18 protein-coding genes are annotated in these 20,669 nt (G+C 68.6%); all 18 read left to right on the forward strand.

Going from position 1 to position 20,669, the window contains the following annotated elements; all coding sequences use genetic code 11:
- Positions 1–9 precede the first annotated feature (9 nt).
- The 18 genes from GLP40_RS07110 (at position 10) to GLP40_RS07195 (ending at position 20,668) form a co-directional block, all read left to right on the forward strand.
- Positions 10–1,140, forward strand: coding sequence for a 3-oxoacyl-ACP synthase III family protein (locus tag GLP40_RS07110; RefSeq protein WP_154787041.1), 1,131 nt, complete (start codon positions 10–12; stop codon positions 1,138–1,140).
- On the forward strand, positions 1,127–1,666 hold the full coding sequence (locus GLP40_RS07115; RefSeq protein WP_154787042.1) for an ester cyclase: 540 nt from the start codon (positions 1,127–1,129) through the stop codon (positions 1,664–1,666). The genes GLP40_RS07110 and GLP40_RS07115 overlap by 14 nt, the downstream gene beginning before the upstream one ends.
- The gene (locus tag GLP40_RS07120; protein WP_328289814.1) at positions 1,663–2,880 is read left to right on the forward strand and encodes an FAD-dependent oxidoreductase; all 1,218 of its coding nucleotides are present in this window, start codon (positions 1,663–1,665) and stop codon (positions 2,878–2,880) included. The genes GLP40_RS07115 and GLP40_RS07120 overlap by 4 nt, the downstream gene beginning before the upstream one ends.
- Before the next feature lies 1 nt (position 2,881).
- On the forward strand, positions 2,882–3,589 hold the full coding sequence (gene ubiG / locus GLP40_RS07125; protein ID WP_154787043.1) for a bifunctional 2-polyprenyl-6-hydroxyphenol methylase/3-demethylubiquinol 3-O-methyltransferase UbiG: 708 nt from the start codon (positions 2,882–2,884) through the stop codon (positions 3,587–3,589).
- Positions 3,586–4,572 (forward strand): NADP-dependent oxidoreductase, encoded by a 987-nt coding sequence (locus GLP40_RS07130; protein WP_328289815.1) that lies wholly within the window; start codon positions 3,586–3,588, stop codon positions 4,570–4,572. The genes ubiG and GLP40_RS07130 overlap by 4 nt, the downstream gene beginning before the upstream one ends.
- The gene (locus GLP40_RS07135) at positions 4,562–4,969 is read left to right on the forward strand and encodes a hypothetical protein (RefSeq protein WP_154787044.1); all 408 of its coding nucleotides are present in this window, start codon (positions 4,562–4,564) and stop codon (positions 4,967–4,969) included. Before GLP40_RS07130 ends, GLP40_RS07135 begins: the two co-directional genes overlap by 11 nt.
- Positions 4,970–5,174: 205 nt before the next feature.
- On the forward strand, positions 5,175–5,648 hold the full coding sequence (locus GLP40_RS07140; RefSeq protein WP_154787045.1) for a DUF1772 domain-containing protein: 474 nt from the start codon (positions 5,175–5,177) through the stop codon (positions 5,646–5,648).
- Between the two features lie 66 nt (positions 5,649–5,714).
- Positions 5,715–7,523: an AfsR/SARP family transcriptional regulator gene (locus GLP40_RS07145; RefSeq protein WP_196054560.1), complete on the forward strand. Its 1,809-nt coding sequence runs from the start codon at positions 5,715–5,717 to the stop codon at positions 7,521–7,523.
- Positions 7,524–7,525: 2 nt separating this feature from the next.
- A complete protein-coding gene (locus GLP40_RS07150; protein ID WP_154787047.1) occupies positions 7,526–8,029 on the forward strand; it encodes a DUF2505 domain-containing protein in 504 nt (167 codons plus the stop codon).
- Entirely contained in the window at positions 8,026–8,958 is a 933-nt protein-coding gene (locus GLP40_RS07155; RefSeq protein WP_154787048.1) for an SDR family NAD(P)-dependent oxidoreductase, read from the forward strand. The genes GLP40_RS07150 and GLP40_RS07155 overlap by 4 nt, the downstream gene beginning before the upstream one ends.
- A gap of 5 nt (positions 8,959–8,963) precedes the next feature.
- The gene (locus tag GLP40_RS07160; protein WP_154787049.1) at positions 8,964–11,162 is read left to right on the forward strand and encodes an MMPL family transporter; all 2,199 of its coding nucleotides are present in this window, start codon (positions 8,964–8,966) and stop codon (positions 11,160–11,162) included.
- Between the two features lie 332 nt (positions 11,163–11,494).
- A complete protein-coding gene (locus GLP40_RS07165; RefSeq protein ID WP_230329321.1) occupies positions 11,495–11,938 on the forward strand; it encodes a hypothetical protein in 444 nt (147 codons plus the stop codon).
- Positions 11,938–13,314 (forward strand): hypothetical protein, encoded by a 1,377-nt coding sequence (locus tag GLP40_RS07170; protein WP_154787051.1) that lies wholly within the window; start codon positions 11,938–11,940, stop codon positions 13,312–13,314. The genes GLP40_RS07165 and GLP40_RS07170 overlap by 1 nt, the downstream gene beginning before the upstream one ends.
- 41 nt (positions 13,315–13,355) lie before the next feature.
- A complete protein-coding gene (locus GLP40_RS07175; RefSeq protein ID WP_328289816.1) occupies positions 13,356–14,690 on the forward strand; it encodes a vWA domain-containing protein in 1,335 nt (444 codons plus the stop codon).
- Between the two features lie 13 nt (positions 14,691–14,703).
- A complete protein-coding gene (locus GLP40_RS07180) occupies positions 14,704–15,822 on the forward strand; it encodes an ATP-binding protein (RefSeq protein ID WP_154787053.1) in 1,119 nt (372 codons plus the stop codon).
- Entirely contained in the window at positions 15,819–18,623 is a 2,805-nt protein-coding gene (locus tag GLP40_RS07185) for a DUF5682 family protein (RefSeq protein ID WP_328289817.1), read from the forward strand. The genes GLP40_RS07180 and GLP40_RS07185 overlap by 4 nt, the downstream gene beginning before the upstream one ends.
- Before the next feature lie 244 nt (positions 18,624–18,867).
- Positions 18,868–19,497 carry a hypothetical protein gene (locus GLP40_RS07190; protein ID WP_196054561.1) on the forward strand — a complete coding sequence of 210 codons (630 nt, stop codon included), beginning with the start codon at positions 18,868–18,870 and terminating at the stop codon, positions 19,495–19,497.
- Between the two features lie 274 nt (positions 19,498–19,771).
- On the forward strand, positions 19,772–20,668 hold the full coding sequence (locus GLP40_RS07195; RefSeq protein ID WP_154787054.1) for an SDR family oxidoreductase: 897 nt from the start codon (positions 19,772–19,774) through the stop codon (positions 20,666–20,668).
- Position 20,669 lies beyond the last annotated feature (1 nt).

Here is a 20,669-nt window from a genome sequence, read left to right on the forward strand (position 1 = left end):
GGAGACACCATGCCGAACCCTGGGCCACGTCATGTCTCGATCCTGTCCACGGGCTCCTTTCTGCCCGGCGACCCGATCGACAACGCCACCCTCGAGCGCCTGTGCGGCACGCTGCCGCCCGAGGTGCTCGACAACATCCAAGTGCGACAGCGGCATTGGATGATCGACCCCGCCACCGGACGGCACACCACAGGCACCAACGCCATGGCCGCCACCGCGGCGCGGCGCGCTCTCGCCCGCGCGGACGTCGATCCGGCCGAGGTGGATCTGCTGGTGGTGTCCTCCGCCAGTCCGGAGTACCAGCTGCCCGCGGCGGTCACCTACGTGCAGGAGCAGCTGGGGCTGGCCCGGTGCGCCGCCATCGAATTCCGTGCCGCCTGTACAGGTTTCGTGCAGGGGATGGACTACGCGCGCCGCCTGCTCGCGGACGGCACGTATCGCACGGCCGTGGTGATCGGCGCGGAGGCGATCTCGCCGCTGCTGGTCCCGATGTACCTCGGCCAAGATCCAGAACTGGTGCGCATGCGCGACCGGCTGGTGATCAACTCCTTCGGCGACGGGGCCGGGGCGGTCGTGCTGCGTGCCGGTGAACCGGGCAGCGCCGATCCCGCCGGCGAATTCCGTTTCGCCACCGCCTGTCTCGGCGGCGACCGCAAGCCCGGCATGCAGATCGTCGGCGGCGGCACCCATGAGCCGGTGGCCGACCAGGCCAAGCGCAAACGGCTGGTGGAGATGAAGCTGGACGTCGCCGGGACGGCAACCTTCGGGCCGCAGGTCTTTGTGGCGGGCATGCGGGACATGCTGGCGCGCACCGGGCTCACCGTGGCCGAGATCGACGCCTGCGTGCTGCCGGAGGGCAATGCGGAGTACTTCACCGCCGAATTCGACGCCGCCGGAGTCTCTGCCGAGGACCAGGCGGTGCTCGCCAAGAACATCGTCGAGAACCTCGCCACCGTCGGCGCGACCGGATCCGCGGCGGTGCCGCTGGCCCTCGACGAGGGCTGGGTGCAGGGCCGTGTCCGGCCCGGCGACCAGGTGCTGCTGCTGGCCGTGGAGGCCAGCCGGTATCTCTACGCCGGTCTGTCGCTGCGGTGGGAAGCGCCCGCGCCCGGCGAGGGGAACGCCGATGTCGACCACTGAGCCGGCTTTCACCCCCGAGGACAATGCCCGGATCATCCGGCGGGTGTTCGACGAGTTCGTCAACCAGGGCGACTTCTCGGTGGTCGACGAGATCTACGCCCCGGACATGGTCGACCATCAGCCGCTGCCCGGCGCGCCCGACGGCCCCGAGGGCGTCCGATACACCATCGCCGGTCTGCGCCAGGGCTTTCCGGACTTGCACGTCACCATCGAGGCGCTCAGCGCGCACGCCGATTACGTGGTCATCCACAACACCTGGCGCGGCACCTTCACCGGCGAATTCCTGAGCATGGACCCCACCGGCGAGCGGATCGAATTCCGCGGTGTCGTGGTGTGGCGTCTGGCGAACGGCCTGATCACCGAACGCTGGGGCATCGGGGTCGAGTCCGCCATGCTGGAGGCGCTGGGTCTGGGCTGGCTGATGTCCGGCGCGCTGGCCCGCAAGGGCCGCCGTCGCGGGGGCGGCACGGATCTCGCGGATCTGGCGGCGGCCGCTGCCGCGCTGACAGGAACGGACCGACCGTGACCCGGCCGCTGACCGCGATCATCTCCGGGGGCGGGATCGGCGGCCTGGCCGCGGCACTCGCCCTGCGGCAGCGCGGCATTCGTGTCCGAGTCTTCGAACGCGCCACCGAACTGCGCGACGGAGGCGCCGGACTGCACATCTGGACCAATGGCACCATCGCCCTGGAACGGCTGGGTGTGCTGCGCGAGGTGCTCGACACCGCTCCGGTCCAGCACGTCACTCACTTCGGAACCTGGCGCGGAGACCTTTTCGGCGCCTGGCCGGTCGGCGACTTCATCGACCGGTACGGCTGCCCGACCATCGCGGTCGAACGGTCGGTGCTGCACCGGGTGCTCAGCGCAGCGGTGTCGGCGTACCAAGATGACGCCGAGATACGCACGGGCGCAGCAGTTATCGGCTTCCAGCAGGACACCGCGGGCGTCACCGCGGAACTGTCCGACGGCGACCGAGTACGCGGCGACATCCTGATCGGCGCGGACGGCATCAATGGCGCGGTGCGTCCGGGACTGCTGGGCACGCGGCCCCCGCGCTACACCGGCTACATCGCCTGGCGCGGCAAAGCCGAACTGCGGCACGAGAAGATCCCGCCGGGCACCTTCTACGCGCTGTTCGGCCCCGGCACCAGGTTCACCTTCTACGACGTCGCACCCGGTGTCGTGCACTGGATGAGCGTGGCCAACGGCGCACCCGGCGGTCGCGACAGCGAGGACGTCCAAAGCATGCTGATCGAACGCCATGGCGGCTGGATGCCGCCGGTCACGGATATCCTCGCCGCGACCGAGCCGGAGGCCATCATCCGCGGCGACGTCATGGACCGGCCACCGGATCGGCGCTGGGGTTCGGGCCGGGTCACGCTGCTCGGCGATGCCGCCCACCCGATCACCTTCAATATCGGACAGGGCGCCTGCCAGGCCCTCGAGGACGCCCTGGTGCTGGCGGAGGAACTCGACGCCGCCGATCCGGTTGGCGCACTGCGCCGTTACGAACGTCAGCGCCGCGCCCGCACGGCCGGCTTGCAGCGGGTCGCCTGGCGTATCGGCCGATTGGGCGCGCTCGAGGACCCCCTCCTCATCCGGCTGCGCGAACTCGGCATGCGGATGGTGTGGCCGCGGTTGGTGTTCCGGATCGCCGAGCGCGATCAGATCGCCTACGCCGCCCGCTGGTGCACGCCGAACACGCTGCCGGACAACATTTTTCAGATAGACGGAGCATGACATGAGACAAAGCCAAACGGAGAGCGACTTCTTCGGCGACTTCGCCGAATCCTGGTGGGACGACGACTCCGCCATGAAGGGGCTCACTTCCTTCCAGCGCCCGCGCTTCGAGTACTTCGACCGGTTCATTGACGACTGGTCCGGAAAGAAGGTGCTCGACGTCGGCTGTGGCGGCGGGTTCACCACCGAGTTCCTGGCCGGGCGCGGGGCCGAGGTGAGCGGGATGGACCCGTCCGCGCGCCTGGTGGCCGCCGCCCGCGCGCACGCCGAAGCGACCGGCAAGGCTATCGAGTACTCCGTCGGGCGAGCCGAGTCCCTGCCCTACGCAGACGCGTCTTTCGATGTCGTCACCTGCGTGGACGTGCTCGAGCATGTCGATGATCCGGCACTGGCCGTGCAGGAGATCGCGCGGGTGCTGCGCCCGGGCGGAATCTTCTGCTACGACACCATCAATCGCACGCTACTGGCCCGGATCGTGATGATCTGGATCCCGGAGTACCTCACCGGCATGGTGGCCCGCGGTACCCACCACCATGACCAGTTCATCAAACCGGCGGAGCTGCGCCGGTACCTCGACGCGGCGAGCCTGCGACCGCTGGCGAAGCAGCGCGGCCTCACCATTCTCGGCAAGCGGCGCGATGGCGACCTCATCATGTTCACCACAGCGGACCTGTCCTCGACCTACATCGGCGCGGCGGTGCGATCGTGAAGGCGGTCTTCTACCGGAGCTACGGTGACGCATCGGTGCTGGAGTACGGCGAACTACCGACGCCGAAGATGGCCCTCGACGGGGTGCTGCTCGACGTCAAGGCCGCCTCGGTCAACCCGATCGACTGGAAGGCGCGGGAGGGCTACTTGGATCCGTTCGCGGACACCGTGTTTCCCATCGTCCCCGGCGCCGACGTCTCGGGCGTGGTGCGCGAAATCGGTATCGGCGTCACCGAATTCGCCCCCGGCGACGAGGTCGTGGGCTGCGTCCGCGAGGACTATCTGAGCCGGGGCGCCTTCGCCGAGATCATGCCGGCCCCGGTGCGCGCGCTCGCGCTCAAACCGCCGAATCTGGGCTGGGCCGAGGCCGCCGCCATGCCGCTGGCCGCCCTCACCTCCTACCAGGCGCTGGTGCGGGTACTCGATGTGCGGCGCGGTGAAACGGTGCTGGTGCACGGCGCGGCCGGCGGGGTCGGCAGTGTAGCGGTGCAACTCGCGGCGCACCTGGGCGCGCGGGTGATCGGCACGGCCGGCGAGCGCAACCACGAGTTCCTGCGCGGGCTCGGCGCCGAACCCGTGAATTACGCGGTGGGGCTGGCTGATTCGGTGCGCACGCTCGCGCCCGGCGGAGTCGACGTCCTGCTCGACGCGGTGGGCAAGCGGATCCAGCGCACGGTGCTGCCGCTGCTCGCACCGCACGGAAGGTTCGCGTCGGTGGTCGATCCGAAGGCCCGCGAACTCGGCGGCGCCTACGTCTTCACGCGGCCGGACACCGGCGATCTGCCGATCGTCGCGACGCTGGCGGCCAAGGGCGTGTTCCGGGTGCCGGTCGGTGCGGTCTTCCCGCTGCGCGATGCCGCGCAGGCCCATTTGCTCAGTCAGGGCGGGCATGCCCGCGGCAAGGTGGTGGTCGCCGTGGACGAGGCCGCCTGCGGGAACGAACCGACCGGCAGCGAGACCGAGAGGCCCTACGATGAGCGGTGATTCGATGATGGCCCGCACCACGCAGGCGATGGTCCGGCAGATGGCCTGGTCCCAGGGGCTGGCCCGGATCGCGATCGGCGCCGGCATGCTCACCGCACCGGCGACCGTCGCGAAATCGTGGTCGGGCGAATACGACGAGGACGCGTCCTCGCTGCCGACCCGCGCCTTCGGCACCCGTGACGTGGTGATCGGCCTCGGCACGATCTGGTCGCTGCGGCGCGGGCATCCGGTGCGGCACTGGTTCGTGCTCGGTGTCGCACTCGAACTCGTGGATGCCACGGTGACGCTGCGCAAGCGCCAACGGCTCGGTGTCACCGGGCGGCCGGACACCTGGGAAATGCTCACAGCAGCGGGATTGGCCGGCGGAATTCTGGTTGCCACGGCATTGCGCGAGTAACGCCCGGCGGACTCGCCTATATCCGATCACAGCGGGCAGAAGGCGGAAATTGGCCGTCACCACAATCACAGTTCAGTGAAATGGCGTGCGGCGCAGAGTGCAAGATAATGTTCACGTCATTTTGCGACGATAACCACCATCGACCCCGACGTGGAGGCACGACCGCAGCCCTTCTCGCCCACCGTCATTCGCCGAGGAATCGCATATGAAAATTCTGTTCCTGTCCGCCATCGGTATTTCGATCATGACGACCGCGGTCGTCTACGGTACCGATTTTTTCTGTGCCCTGGTCCTGCGCACGGCATTGGCCCGCATCGACGACCGGGCCCTGACCGCCACCACCGGACGCATTCACGAGGTCGCCGACCGGCGCATGCCGATACCCGGCGCGGTCGGCGTGGTCGCCGCCGTCGTCGCGGCGGGCCTCGCGTTCCTGGACGGCCGGGTGGCCGCGGGCAGCCTGACGGCCCTGGCCGTCGCGACGCTGGCGGTCTGGCTCGGCATCTACGCCCGGATCAGCGCGCCGGTCAACAAGGAACTCACCGCCGCGGTCCGTGCGGACCGGGTCCCGGCCGACGTCCGGGAGATGCAGCGCACCTGGGACAGCGTCATCGTCGTCCGGGTGGTCCTGCAAGGGATCGCCCTGGTCGCATTGTTTCTCGCGGCGCTGTCGGCGTAAATGACAGCGCCACACTCGATCCCGTTCGCGCTGCGGCGTGCGTCGGCGGGAAGCGAAGGCTTGACAATGATTCAGTTCAAACTCCTGGGCCCCGTGCAACTGCACGTCCACGGCAAGATCGTGGATCTCGGCCCGCCCCGGCAGTGCAGCCTGCTGGCCGCGCTGCTGGTGGATCCCGGCCGCCCGCTGTCCATCGACACACTGATCGACCGGGTCTGGGGCGATTCGCCGCCGGTCGCCGCGCGGGACGCCGTCTACACCTATGTCGCCAGACTGCGAGGTCTGCTGACCGAGGCGACGGCCGGCACGGATGCCCCGCCCGTCCAGGTGAACCGCGGCTCCGGCGGATACCTGGTGTCGACCCCGCCGGGTTCGGTCGACCTGTGGCACTTCATGGATCTGGTGGACCGGGCCCGCGCCACCGACATCGACGATCCCGGTCGCGTCGAGCAACTCGCCGCGGGCCTGAACCTGTGGAACGGCAGCGCCATGACGGGCCTGGACAGCGAATGGGCCCGGCGGCTCAGCGAATCGCTGCACCGGCTCAAGCACGACGTGACCGCCGACTGGGCCGACGCCGAGTTCCGCCGCGGCAACCACTCGCTGGTCATCAACCGGCTGCAAACCGCTCTGCTCGACGAGCCGCTCGCGGAAGGGTTGCAGGAGCGGCTGATTCGTGCCTACTTCCTCAACGGCGAGACCGCGCAGGCGCTGCGGCAGTACGAGCTGACCCGTCGGCTGATCGCCGACGAACTGGGCGCGGATCCCAGTCCGAGCATGCGCGAGCTGCACAGCCGGATCCTGCGCGGCGACCCGCCCGCCATGGAAGCACCGGTTCCACCGACCGTCACCGTCCGCGCCGAATCCACAGGGCACCGGCCGCGCGGGCTCGCCGTGGCGCCGGACACCCTGCCGCTGGCTCCGCTCGGATTCAGCGGCCGGGACACGGAATTGGCGACGCTCACCGGCATGCTCACCGACGATCCGGCGCCCCGGCCCGTACTGGTGACCGGTGGCGCGGGAGTCGGCAAAACGGCGTTGGTCTTGCAGGCGGCCGACTGCCTGCGCGATCAGTTCCCCGGCGGACTGCTGTACGCCGACCTCGCCGACGGGTCGAGCACCACCCCGGAGACGGTGCTCGGCCGGCTGCTGACGGCGCTCGGCATACCCGCTGACGCCATGCCGGAGAACCTGGCCGAACGCGTCAACCTCTACCGCGCGCGCCTGGCGCGTCGGCGCGCGCTGGTCATCCTGGACAATGCCGCCACCGAAGCCCAGATCATCCCGCTGCTGCCCGCGGGCGGCGCCAGCACCGCCCTCATCACCAGCCGATTCGCCCTGGGACTGACTACCGTTCGGACCTTCGTGCTGCACGAGCTTTCCCGCACCCAGGGCCTGCAGATGCTGGTCGCCACCGTCGGGCGTGCGCGCGTCCTGCCCGAATGGGAGGACGCGGGCACCGTCGCCGACCACTGCTCGGGCATCCCGCTGGCCCTGCGCGCCGTCGCCTGCCGCATGACGGCGCGGCCGCACTGGACCTTCGCCCGTATGCTCGCCCGGATCAGCGATGAGCAGCGACGTCTGGAACTGGTGTCCTATCAGGCACTGGACATGCGAGCGAGCCTGGACCTCACCTTCGAGCGGCTCGACGGCATCGCTGCCCGGCTGTTCCGGGAGCTGGGCCGTCGGATGCCGGGCGGAACCGACTTCACCGCCCCGGAGCTACCCGGCCTGAGCGCGGACGAGGTGGAGGATGCCATGGACCGGCTCGTCGACGCCTACCTGCTGTCCGAGGTCGGCCGCGACGACACCGACCGCACTATCTACCGAATGCTCGACATCCACCGCATCTACGCAAAACATCTGGGAGACTGACCATGTCGCGTTCCGTGCACCACACCACCCCGTATCCGTACCCGGACGAGCTATTCCACCGCGCCCTGCACTCCCGCGACTACTGGGAGCAGCGCATCCGCGAAATCGACGGCCCCGAAGCGGAATTGGCCGCCTTCGACATCACGCCGAGCGGCGCTCTGGTGACGGTGAGCACCGTCATCCCGGCCTCGGCTCTGCCCGGCCCGGCCGCGACCTTCCGGCCCAACGGCGTGCGCTACCGCTACAGCGAGAGCTGGTCCGATCCCGCCGACGGTGTCGCGCGGGGTCGGATGCAGGGGCAGGTCGAGGGCATGACCATCTCGCTCGGCGCGGACCTGCTGGTGCGCCGCACCGACGCCGGATGCGAATTCTCCATGTCCGGCTCGATCGAGGCGCGAGTTCCCCTGATCGGCAGGCTGATCGAGGCCGACATGGGCAAAACGTTCACCAGCACCGCCGCCGCCATCGACGAGTTCACGATGAAATGGCTGGAGAACGCGGCATGAACCTCCCCGTCCTCATTACCGGCGCATCCTCAGGTCTCGGCCTGGAAACCGCGAAAGTGCTTGCCGCCGAGAATTTCCCGCTGATCCTCGGATGCCACGACGACGAGAAGGCCAAGGCGGCGGTGCGGTGCATCCGGGAACATGCCCCGGGAGCCGAGATCGAGCTGCTGGATCTGGAACTGGCCTCACTTGATGCCGTCCGGGCGGCCGTCGAAACACTGCACCGACGCGAGCAGCCGCGGCTCGGCGCGATCGTGTGCAATGCCGGGTTGCAGATCGTGGACCGCGTGCGCACCTCGCAGGACGGCTACGAACTCACCTTCGCCGTCAATCATCTCGGCCATTTCGCGCTCGTCACCGGATGCGCCGACCTGCTGGAGGCGGGCGCGCGGGTGGTGATGGTGTCCAGCGATGTGCACCAGGGCCCGCGCAAGTCCATGGGCTTTCCGGCCCCGCAGTGGCGTGATCCGCGAGAGCTGGCATCCCCGGACGATCGCGGCGCGGCCGGGCGCGACGGCCGAATCGCCTATTCCACCAGCAAACTCGCCAACGTTTACTTCGCCTACGAGCTCGCGCGGCGGTGGGGCGAGCGCGGGATCACCGTCACCGCCTTCGATCCCGGGCTGATGCCGGAAACCGGGTTGTCGCGCGGCTACCCGGCCCCGGCGCGCATCGGATTCCGACTGCTCGCACCTCTACTCATCCGGGTGATGCCCATCGCGCGCACCGTCACCCGGTCGGCGGCGGATCTCGCCCGGCTGGCCACGGCCCCGGAACTCGCGGACGTTACGGGCAAATACTTCACCGGCGCCGCCGAGGTGCCCAGCGCACCGGAGTCCTATGACCAGGATCGGGCCGCGGAGCTCTGGCGAGTCTCCGAAGATCTGATCGCCACCGCGCGTCGCGTTCCACCCGTCGAACGGCGGTGAGGAGCATGCTCATCCGCGTCGCCGAGTTCGCTCAGCGGCGGGCGCGCGCCATCCTGATACTCGCGGGGCTGGCCGCGGTTCTGTGCTATGCCGTGGGCGGGACCGCGCCGATGCACCTGAAGTCCGGCGGTTTCCAGGCACCGGACTCCGAATCGACCTGGGTGGACGACTATCTCGAACAGCACTTCCCCGGCGCCGCTCCGAATGTCGTGCTGCTGCTCACCGCGGACGGCGGCATCGACGGTCCCGCTGCCACGGCCGTCGGACAACGGCTCACTGACGAGCTGAGGGCGAATCCGGATCTGCAAGGCGTGCAATCATATTGGAGCGTCGCCACCGAGATGCGGCCCGCCTTGCGCAGCACCGATCACAACAGCGCCGTGATCGTGGCGTACGCGCGCGGTGACGACACCGAAGCGCCGAAGCTGGCCGGGAAGATCGCGGACAAGTACAACGGCAGCGACAACAGCGTGCGGATACGGGCGGGTGGCGAGGCGGTCGCGCTCGCACAGATGAGCAACCAGGTCACCCTCGACCTGGTAACCATCGAATCGATCGCTGTGCCGGTGGCCGGAATCGCGCTGGTGCTGGTATTCGGCAGTCTCGTCGCCTCCGCGCTGCCGCTGCTGGTGGGCGTGGTGACCATCGGCGCGGCGCTGGCCGTGCTGCGCGGTCTGTCCGCCATCTCGGACGTGTCGATATTCGCGTTGAACATGACCACCGCGCTCGGGTTCGCGGTGGCCCTCGACTCCAGCCTGTTCATGGTGAGCAGGTTCCGGGAGGAGCTCGCCGCGGGCGCCGACACCTCCGAGGCCGTGGTGCGGACGGTGCGCACGGCCGGACGCACCGTGTTGTATTCCGGTTCGACCGTGGCCCTGTCGCTGGCCGCGCTGCTGGTGTTCCCGCTGTATTTCCTGCGCTCGTTCGCGTACGCGGGGCTGGCGGTGCTCGCGGCGGCGGTATTCACCACGCTGCTGGTGCTGCCGGCGGCCCTGGCGCTCATGGGTTCCCGGGTCGAGGCCCTGGATGTTCGGAAGTACCTGCGCCGCAGACTCGGACGCCCGGAACCGGTGGCCGTCCCGGTGGAGCAGGACCGCTGGTACCGCTTCGCCGTGGGCGTGATGCGCCGCCCGGTGCTCGCGATCGTGGCGGTGGTGGCCGCCCTGCTGCTGCTCGGGTCACCATTCCTGTCAGTGCATTTCGGCTGGGCCGACGATCGGGTGCTGACCTCCGGATCCAGCCGGGAGGTCGGCGACGCCTCGCGGACCGGGTTCTCCGAGAACCTGACCTCGGGCATCCTCGCGGTCCTGCCCGACACCCATGGCGACAACGCGGCGATCGCGGACTACGCGCACGCCCTCTCACAGCTGCCGGGTGTCACGTCGGTGCTGTCCAGTGGCGGCGTCTACGCCGGTGGATTCCGAATAGCCGGACCGCAATCCGCGCTGACCGGGGACGCGGGCAGCTACCTGCGCATCGGAACACGCCTCGACCCGTATTCGGCGGCGGCCACCGACCAGCTCGACCAATTGCGTGCCTTGCACGCACCGGGGCGGGTGCTCTTCGGCGGACCGGCCGCCCGCAACGCCGACTCGGTGGCCGCGCTGGCCGAACGAGTTCCGCTGGCGCTGGGACTGATCGCGCTGTCGATGTTTCTGGTGCTGCTGATGTTCACCCGCAGTGTGGTGCTGCCGATCAAGGCGCTGGTGCTGACCGTGCTCTCCCTGACGGCCACCTTCGGCGCGATGGTCTGGATCTTCCAGGACGGACACCTATCGGGCGCACTGGGTTTCACCCCGACCGGCTTTCTCGTCCCCACCATGCCGATTCTCATGTTCTGCCTGGCCTTCGGCGTCTCCATGGACTACGAGGTCTTCCTCCTGTCCCGCATCCGCGAGGAATACCTCACCTCCGGCGCAACCGCCCGCTCCGTGGCAGTCGGAATCGCCCGCACCGCAAGAATATTCACCGCAGCAGCCGCACTGCTCGCCATCGCCTTCGTCGGCATGGTCTCCGCCCGCGTGTCCTTCGTCCAACTCTTCGGCCTCGGCCTCACCCTCGCCGTCCTGGTCGACGCCACGATTATTCGACTCATCCTCGTCCCCGCCCTCATGCAAACCATGGGCCGCCTCAACTGGTGGGCGCCCGGCCGCAGCCGCGTAAGAGCCCGCCTACGAGAGGAGATACCGACCCGAACCGCCTGAGACACGGTCCGCACCTTCGAGCTTCCAAGTGGTGGTCGCGGGCGGGTGAGCACACGGACCGTGAGTCCTGCGTGGCCCACCGGCGGCTGGGAGACATCGATCGCTGATGGGATGTCGTGCCCGCTTCGGCGTGAACACCGGCGCGCCGCCGGTCAACCTGGAAGTGCCACGGAAATGGTCTTCACCAGCGGGTTCAAAGTCGCGACGGCACTTGTCGGTGCCGTCACATAACTTGTGCGCATCGTGATCGACCGGGAGGGAGAACGATGGCCTCGAATCCGAGTGTCACGCCGGATGAACCGGCTTGGGAAAGCGCTTCTGTGGTAAGGGTTTTGCCCGCTATCGCACCGCGCAAACTGAACAAGGTGCCGTTCGTGGAACTGGCCGACGGGCGCCTGCAGGGCGTGGTGTCGAGTGGCTCCGATATCTCACGGGTGTACGTGGCATCGGTGACCGCGGGGACGCACGGGCTGAGCTGCAGCACCAATAACAACCGGCCGTGCGGCGGATTGAACCAGGGGTGGGCCTGCAAGCATCTCGATGCGCTCATCGATGAGGCGGTGCTCCAGTACGGGCAGGACCGGGTGGCGCGGTTCCTGCGGGTCGAGGTCCCCGAGGGTGCACGACTCACGAACTGTCTCAATGGAACTCGCGATCCGGCTCCGGCCGCCGCGGTGTTCAGCCGGTTCCTGCGGCATCTGACCTACCTGGAGCTGCCGGGTAGCGCGGCGCCGATCCCGGAGTTGCACTGGTTTCCGGCGGGGGTGGGGCGCTGATGCAGGCTGTACAACTGGCCGCGCTGATGGATGCGCCGGCCGGCGTCGCGGCGGCCCTGGACGCGGTGAGCGGCTTCGACACCGCGCTGGTCAATGGCCTGGCCCGGATTTCCGAACCGCAGAGCGCGGCATTGGCGGCGCTGGCCGCGGCCGTGGCGGGTTCGCCACTGGCCGAGACGGTGGCGGCGGCGGTGTCGAAGGTGAGCACGGGGGCGATCGGCGCCGATGAGCTGTCGGCGCTGGCCGCCGCCCGCGCCGCCCTGCTCGGCGCGGTGCACGACGCGCTGATCGACCAGGCCGATACGGCATTGGGCCGCAATCGATCGGAGTGGACGGCCACACCGGATGCGGCCGCCCCGAGCCCGCTCGCGGCGGGTTCCCGCGCCTGGCTGGGCGAACTGGCCATTGCCGGATGGCGCGGCGTGGACCACGATCTGGTGGCGGCCGCGGATCAAACCGTGGAGTCGCTGCTGGCCGACCCCGCGCTGCGACGGCTGGCGATGCTGTTGGACGGCTTCACCGCCGAACTGGGCGCTTCCGCGCCGATCGCCACCATGGACCGGGTGCCCGCGCGACGCTGGGCCGATCTGTGGACGCGTGCGCTACTGCTGTCCTGGCGTGGCGCGGAATCCACTGCGTGCGAATCCGTTTCGGGTCGCCTGCTGCCGCTGGGCGTAGACATGCACGAGCACGGGACCGCGGTGCAGGCACAGGTGCACGGCGTGCTGGAGGCCGCGGGCGCACCGGCCCGCCGGGTGCGGGTGTCGGTGGCGGCGGCCAAGGTCGACACCATTGTGGGACCGGCGGTGTGGCAGCTGCTCGGCGCGCATCGGCAGTTGCTCACCGCGCTGGCCGAGCACCGTGCGTTGGAACTCACCGACATGCCGCTGACGGCGACCGGCGACCTGCTGTGGGATGACGATCGGGCGAAGGCCGGGGAGGCCGCCGATCCGTTCGTCACCGCCACCGTGCAGCTGCCGCAGGCGCAGGCCCCGGCCGTCGCGCCGCTGGATCGCGATCCGGTGCACATCGCCGAACCGGTGGCGCTCGAGGGGTACCGGTTCCGCGATGGCGCGCTGGAGTTGGGCGAGCAGCGGATTCGGGTGGAGTTGGACGCGCTGCCGTTCGCCGGTCCGCTCACCTCGGCCGGGGTGACCGGCTCCAGCAGCATGATCGGATTGCTGCGCTGGGATGTCGGCGGCTGGTCGATGCGACCGCTGGCCGTGCGGCGCAAGGTCAAGAGCGCGCTCACCGCCTTCCACAACGGTGATTGGGCGCTGGGCCCGACCGATCCGAAAGTCGCCAAGGCGCACGCCAAGTCGGGTGATGCCGTGGCGGTATTGCGCGAGCGCGCGGGACGGTTGCTGCGCAAATGACTACCGCATCGCCAAGCGATTCCACAGGGGGCGGCGGTCGGGTGACGGGTGGGCCCAATCACGAGACGCGACGCCAGATCTTGTACTGGCGTCTCCTGGCCGGTGTCTTCAATGGGGATCAGCAACCGACGCTGGAACAGGCGAGCGCGGGCATCGTCGACGATCTGGGCCTGCCACTGGCCGTGCTCGACCCGGGCATTTCCATCGACAATGTGGTGCAACGCTATCCGGAGATGACGGCGGAATTCGAGAGCCTCGACTTCTCCGAGACCGGGGATGCCGGCAACGAGGACGCCGCAAACGAGGCCGGAGCCGAGGATCCCCAGCCCATCGGCGCGGGCGACGTCCGCACCGCAGCACTGGTTTCCAAGCTGCTGCTGAACGTCTTCGCCACCGGTTCCGGCCAGGTCAGCGCCACCCAGCTGGCGGGCTGGCAGTCCGATGCCAACTGGCTGCGCCGCTGCCTGGGTGAGGAGCAGGCCGGCGCCGTGCAGGGCGTGCTCACCGGTCTGGAAGGCGAACTGGTGTCCCGCATGCGCCTGCGCGAAGTGCTGGCCGACCCGCGCCTGGCCGCCCAGCTCACCCCGAGCATGTCGCTCATCGAACAACTGTTGCGCGACAAGCACAATCTGTCCGGCGTGGCCCTGGCCAATGCCAAACGCCTCATCCGCCGCTATATCGACGAGGTCGCCGAAGTCCTGCGCACCCAGGTGCAGCAGACCAGCGTCGGGACCGTCGACCGCTCGGTCCCGCCCAAGCGGATCCTGCGCAACCTCGACGTGGGCCGAACCATCTGGAAGAACCTGCCCAACTGGAACCCCGAGGACGAGCGCCTCTACGTCGACCGGCTCTACTACCGACAGACCGCCAAGCGCACGGTCCCCGCCCGCATGATCGTGGTGGTGGACCAGTCCGGTTCCATGGTCGACTCCATGGTGAACTGCACCATTCTGGCGTCGATCTTCGCGGGGCTGCCCAAGGTGGATGTGCATCTCATCGCCTACGACACCCGAGCCCTGGATCTCACCCCGTGGGTGCACGACCCGTTCGAGGTGCTGTTGCGCACCAATCTCGGCGGCGGCAACGACGGCCCGGTCGCCATGGCCATGGCCCAGCCCAAGATCACCGACCCGAAGAACACCGTGCTGGTGTGGATTTCGGACTTCTACGAGTTCGACCGCTCCCAGCCGCTGTTCGAGGCCATGGAGGCGGTGCACCGTTCGGGGGTCAAGCTCATCCCGGTCGGCTCGGTCAACAGCTCCGGCCACCAGAGCGTCAACCCGTGGTTCCGCGAACGGTTCAAAAACCTTGGCACCCCGGTGATTTCCGGACGCATCCAGAAGCTCGTGCACGAACTCAAGAACTTTCTCGACTAGGAGACCAGCCATCATGAACGACGTTTTGCGCGCCCCCGCCGAAGTCAAGTACGCCGAGGAACTGGACTGGCTGGAGTCCATCGACGACGGTCCCAAGCCGTTCGCATGGCGGCTGAGCCCGAAGATGGTGCGGCTGTTCATTCTCGGCTCCGAACGCGCCGACGGACTCGACCGCGAGGTGGAGCAGAAGTGGTTCGGTGACCGCAGCTTCGTCGAGCGCAGCATCGTCACCCTGGCCTCGGACCGGGGTCTGCTGCTCATCGGTGATCCGGGTACCGGCAAGAGCTGGCTGGCCGAGCTGCTGGCCGCGGCCATCAGCCGCAATTCCACGCTGGTGGTGCAGGGCACCGCCGGCACCACCGAGGACCACATCAAGTACTCGTGGAACATCTCCATGGTCATCGCCAAGGGCCAGTCGCGGGAGTCGATGATCCCGTCCCCGATCATGACCGCCATGGAACAAGGCGTGATCGGCCGCTTCGAGGAACTCACCCGCTCCACCAGCGACGTGCAGGACGCGCTGATCTCCATACTGTCGGAGAAGTACGTCTCCATCCCCGAACTCGACGACGACAATGTGGTGTTCGCGCAGCCGGGCTTCTCCATCATCGCCACCGCCAACAGCCGTGACCGAGGCGTGAACGACCTGTCCTCGGCGCTCAAGCGACGCTTCAACTTCGTGCGCATTCCGGTGGTGTCCAGCAAGAAGAGCGAGGCGGAGATCGTGCGCTTCCGCACCGCGGAACTGCTGCGCCGCCATTCCATCGAACTGGAACTGCCGCCCACGCTGCTGGACATCCTGCTGGAGAGCTTCGCCGATCTGCGCGCCGCCGCGGCCGCCGCCACCAGCGACGACGACAAGCTGGAGTCGGCGCTGTCCACCGCCGAGCAGATCGGCGTGCTCGAGGACGCCATCCTGCACAGCCGGTTCTTCGGCGAGAAGGAATTGCGCGCCGAGACCCTCGCCGGTTCGCTGGTCGGGTCTCTGGCCCGCCGCACGCCCGAGGACCTGGCCATTCTCAACAAGTACCTGCACGGGGTGGTCGAGCCGCGCAGCAAGGACAAGAAGGGCGATGGCGCCTGGGGCGAATTCCTGGAGGGCGGCCGGGCGGCGATCGCGAGACTGTCGTGATCGTCTCCGATACCCGGTCCACACCGAATATCTTTGCCGCGCTGCGGGATCAGTTGGCCGAGGCGGCCGTCGCCTTCGCCGGGGCGCCCGGGGCGGCGGGCGACATCCTGGCGGGCATGGTCGACGATGTCGACCGGGCGCTGTCGGAGCGGCTGGAGATCTTCCCGGTCTGTCACCACTCACCAGCCTCCGGACTGGCTATGGTGCGGCGGCTGCGCGACAAGCAGCCGAGCGTCATCTACCTGGAACTGTGCGAAGACCTGCGGCCGCTGCTGGACGAACTGCGCAACTGCCGGCTGCCGGTCGCCCTGCAGGCCTTCGCCACCGATATCGAGGGTTTCCCGGCGGAGTGGGCGCCGCTGTCGGTGGTGGCGCCGATCACCGAATCGTCGGCCGAGTACCAGGCCATCGCCTACGCGCTCGATACGCCGGGCGTGGAACTGGTGCTGGTGGACCGGTCCACCGATCACGTCTTCCAGTGGGCTCCCGGAAAGGCGGAGTCCGAAATACCGGCCGACGATGAGCAACCCGAGGACGATGGCCTGCACGGCGAGGCGGTCGGCATCGAAATCGGTGATCTGCGACCGCGTTTCGCCGAACTGGAAGAACACCTGCTGCACCACGGCAAGGTCCGGCACTGGTCGGAATGGTGGGACCAGTATGTCGAGCAGCCCCTCGTGGACGCCGACTACGACACCTACCGCCAGGTCATGGTGATGATCGGCAGCCTGTTCCGGCGGCTGCGGCGCGGCGGCACCGTCGAGGACGAGGACCGCGAACGATACATGTGGACGCGCATGCGGGAACACTTGGCCGCAGGCGACATCGACCCGGCACAGGCGCTGTACGTATGCGGCGCGGCCCATGCGGCCAGCCCGGTCGAACAGTTCGGGCTGGATTCGGACGCGCCGTTCGAGATCTCGCCGCGCTCGGCCACGAAATGGCACTACGGGCTGATCCCGTCGAGCCACTCCGCCATCGAGGCGCAGTTCGGACTGGCCGGCGGCGCGGTGTCGATCGCGGCGGCCACCTGGGCGAAGGGGTTGCGGCGCGGCCGATTGCAGTCGTTCCAGCTGGAAGGCCAGCAGGGGACGAAGAAGCGCGCCAAGAAGCCGCCGCTGCTCCCGGCCGCACCGGAAGTCGAAGTGACGGACCAGCTTTCGAGTTTCCTGTCCCGGCCGCCGGCACTGGACCCACTCGATGAGGCCGAACTCCTGGAGTGGTCGGTGGATATCGTCCGGCTGGCCCGGCGCAACGGCTACCTGGCCAGCACCGCTGACGCCATCGCCGTCTTCGAGACCTCGATCCTGCTGGCCGGCCTGCGGAATCGAGCCCGCCCGACGCCGTACGACTTCCAGGACGCGGCCGTCACCTGCCTCGAGAAGGACCGGGTGCCGGGACGGCGCGATGTGCGGCGGCTGTGCGAAATCCTGCTCGGCGGCGACCGCGTCGGCCAGGTCGGATACGCGGCGCTGCCGCCGCTGGCGCGCGACGTGCTCGACCGGCTGGAACCGCTGGGACTGGACCTGTCCAGGCGGACGCTGCAACGCGCGCTGCTGGATCTGCGGGCGAATCCGGACCTGCGGCGGTGCTCGGATCTGCTGTGGCTGCTGCGCAGGTTGCTGCCGCAAGACGCGCTGCGCCCCATCATGGGCTCGCGCGGACTGGGTGAGACCTCGATCCAGGAGAGCTGGGATATCGGGCTCGGCAAATATCAGCGCTCGCTGGTGGAACTCGGCTATGAGGGCGTGTCGGTGGAGCAGGTGCTGGAGCAGCGCCTGCGCCGGGCGGTCGCCGCACCGGACGCGACAGCGGCCATCGCACTCGGTGCGGTCGAGGACGCGCTGGTCTATCTGGGATCGGTGCGGCTCGCCGACGAGCTGGGCAATCGCGCGGTCGAGCTTCTCGCCGCCGAACGAACGGTGGACGACGCGCCCGCCGTGCTACGGCGAATCCGCGTGCTGCTCAACTACTTCCGTTCCATTGGAGACGGCCTGCCGGCCTGGTGCGAACGGTTCGTGACGGCCGGGTACGCGCACTACTGCACCCTACTGCCCACCGCCTTCGCCGCCGAGGAGACCGGACCGGCGCAGGTGGCGGCCATGCTGGGCTTCCTGTTCGGGATGGAGAACCTGGCGCTGTCGTTGGGCTGCGATCACACCCAACTGGAATTGGCGGTGCTGCAATCGCATCCGGAGACGCCGGCCAAGGTGGCTCTGCTGTGGGCGGCGCGGTTCCAGCTCGGCATGCTGACCATGGCCGAGCTGCGTGAGCGATGCGACTCGATGCTGGCCAATCCGCTGGTGCTGCCGACGGTTCCGCAGTATGTGAGCGGCTTCGTGCAGGCCATCGATCCGGCTCCGGCGTTGAAACCCTTTGTGGTGGAGCTGTTGTCGAAGGCATTCGGCACGCTGCCGGACGCGGTGCTGCTGCCGTGGCTGCCGAAGCTCATCACCACCCTGAAGGATCAGGCGGGCGAGCTGATCCCGGGACTGGTCCGGGAAGCGGGCCGCACTTTCCCCGGCACGCTGCCCGCCGTAGACGCCTTCGTGCCGCCCTGGTCGGTCGAATTCACCACGGTCGCAACGCCGGTGGTGGCGGCGCCACGCGGTCCGGTCACCGAACTGCTGGCCGCCCACCCCGCCGCCTGCGACGCGCTCGCCGGACTGCTCGGCATCGAGGGTGGCTGGCAGGACGCCGGACCGGCCGGAAACCACGAGTTGACCGGCTTGCTCGAACGGTTCCCCGCCACCGCCACCGCACTGGCGACCCGGCTCGCAGCGTCGGCCGCGCGGAGCTGACGCGTCCCCGCCGGATCGCCCCAGACCCCGTTTCAGCAAGAACGAGGGGTAAACGTGGGGTCGGTTCGAACAAAACAGGGTAGGCCCGGCGATCCGCCGGGCCTACCCTGCATATCTACGTGGGCCTGACGTTTCAGCATATGAAGGGTGCCTTGCTGGTCGGCCGCACATCACGATTCATACGGTTCGGTCTCGAATTCGAGGGCGTCAAGCGAAGGGGGCGATAACGCGTTACAGTCCGCCCGTGAAATATCTTGTGGGTTGCGCAATGGCCCTGTCATTCGCGACGGGTTCGCCGGTAGCGCAAGCGGATTCCGCACCGACCTGTACCGATACACCGAACGCCTACACCGCCGGCTGGCAAACCGGCTGGGCTGCTTATCAGGCCGAGCAGAAGAGTCCGTCGTCCGGCCAGTCGTCGCGAACGGTCGATCTGCCGATCACCATCAACGCCCCACTCGCCAAGGTGTGGACGGTGTACTCGAACCTGCGCAACGACATCGGTCGGCATCCCTTCCTTCAGGACATCATCACGCATCGCACCTGCACCGACGGCATCACGCAGACCATCGATTTCACCGCGCTGGAGAACGTTCCCATGGGCTCGGTCGACTACCCCGCGAAAACCCAAGCCGAACAACGCCTCTACCCGGCCGATCACTACTACCTCACCGACAGCTACGACCAGCCCGGCATCATCACCCATCAGAAGATCACCTTCACCGACAACGGCAACGGCACCACGACGGTGAACGAGCACATCACCTTCATCGCGAACCCGCTGCTCATCTCCTTCACCGTCGACAACGGCGTCTCATCCCACCAGGCCTACCAGGCCGCCCTGAAACGCGACATCGAAAACGGCACCCTCTGAGAACCGGCCACCGCGAAGATGAACCTGTAGGCCTCTGATCTGCAGTTTTCTGTTACGACCGGCTTGCCGCTTCGCGTGGTCCGATCCGAACGCATTCGCCCATCGGCCCACCCTCTCCCGCAAGCGAACCGGCGTCGACCGCCCGATCCCACCGCGTCGAGGCGGCGGCACGCGCTGCCGCCGCGATCGTTGTGCTCGATCCTTAACCGCTGCTGCCTAGTCTCCTCGGCCACGCGGCTGTCGTGTCCACGACGGCCAGGGAGGAAGGCAGCAGATGACAGGCGAGAAGGGTGCGGTGCTGGTCACCGGTTCGTCCTCCGGACTGGGCCGGGCGACGGCGTTGCGCCTGGCCTCGAACGGATGGGTCGTCTTCGCGGGTGTGCGCACCGAGGAGAGCGCGGCGCGGTTGCGCCGCGACGCCGCCGGAACCGCGCTGCGGCCGGTCCAGCTGGATGTGACGTCGGTCGATTCGATCACGCTCGCGCGGAAGGAGATTCGTGAGCACACCGGTGCCGGCGGGCTGACGGGGCTGGTGAACAACGCGGGCACCTGCCTGGCCGCGCCGCTGGAATGCGCGAACATCGACGATTTCCGCGCCGAGCTCGAGGTCAATGTTGTCGGCGTGGCGGCGGTGACCCAGGCATTTTTGCCCTTGCTGCGGGTTGCCGCCCCGGGCGGGAAGGCTCCGATCCGAGGCCGGATCGTCATGATCGGCTCTGGCGTCGCCTGGGTCGCACCGCCGTTCCTGGGGATGTACGCGGCCTCGCAGTTCGGTAAGCGGGGTATGGCGGATGCGTTGCGACGTGAGCTGGCGCCCACGGGCGTGGCGGTCTCCCAAGTGGAGCCGGGTGCGGTACGCACACCGATCTGGGACAAGATCGCCGAGCACGCCGATGCGGCCGCCGCGCCCGAACTGTATCGCACGTCCTTCCGGAAGTTCTTGTCCGAGAACAATTCCCGGGCCATGTCGAGCCGGACCAGCCCCGAGGATGTGGCCCGCGCCGTGGAACACGCGCTCACCGCGCGCCGGCCCCGGCTGCGCTACCGCGTCGGCCCCGACTCCGCGATGATGGGGCCGGTGGTGCGGTTCGCGCCCGAGCGGCTGCTGGACCGCGCGGTCATGAGAAACCTCGGCATGACGACCGGCGCGCTCGCCGCCGAACGCGAGTGAC

Source organism: Nocardia aurantiaca (assembly GCF_009708175.1).
GTDB classification, from domain to species: Bacteria; Actinomycetota; Actinomycetes; order Mycobacteriales; family Mycobacteriaceae; genus Nocardia; species Nocardia aurantiaca.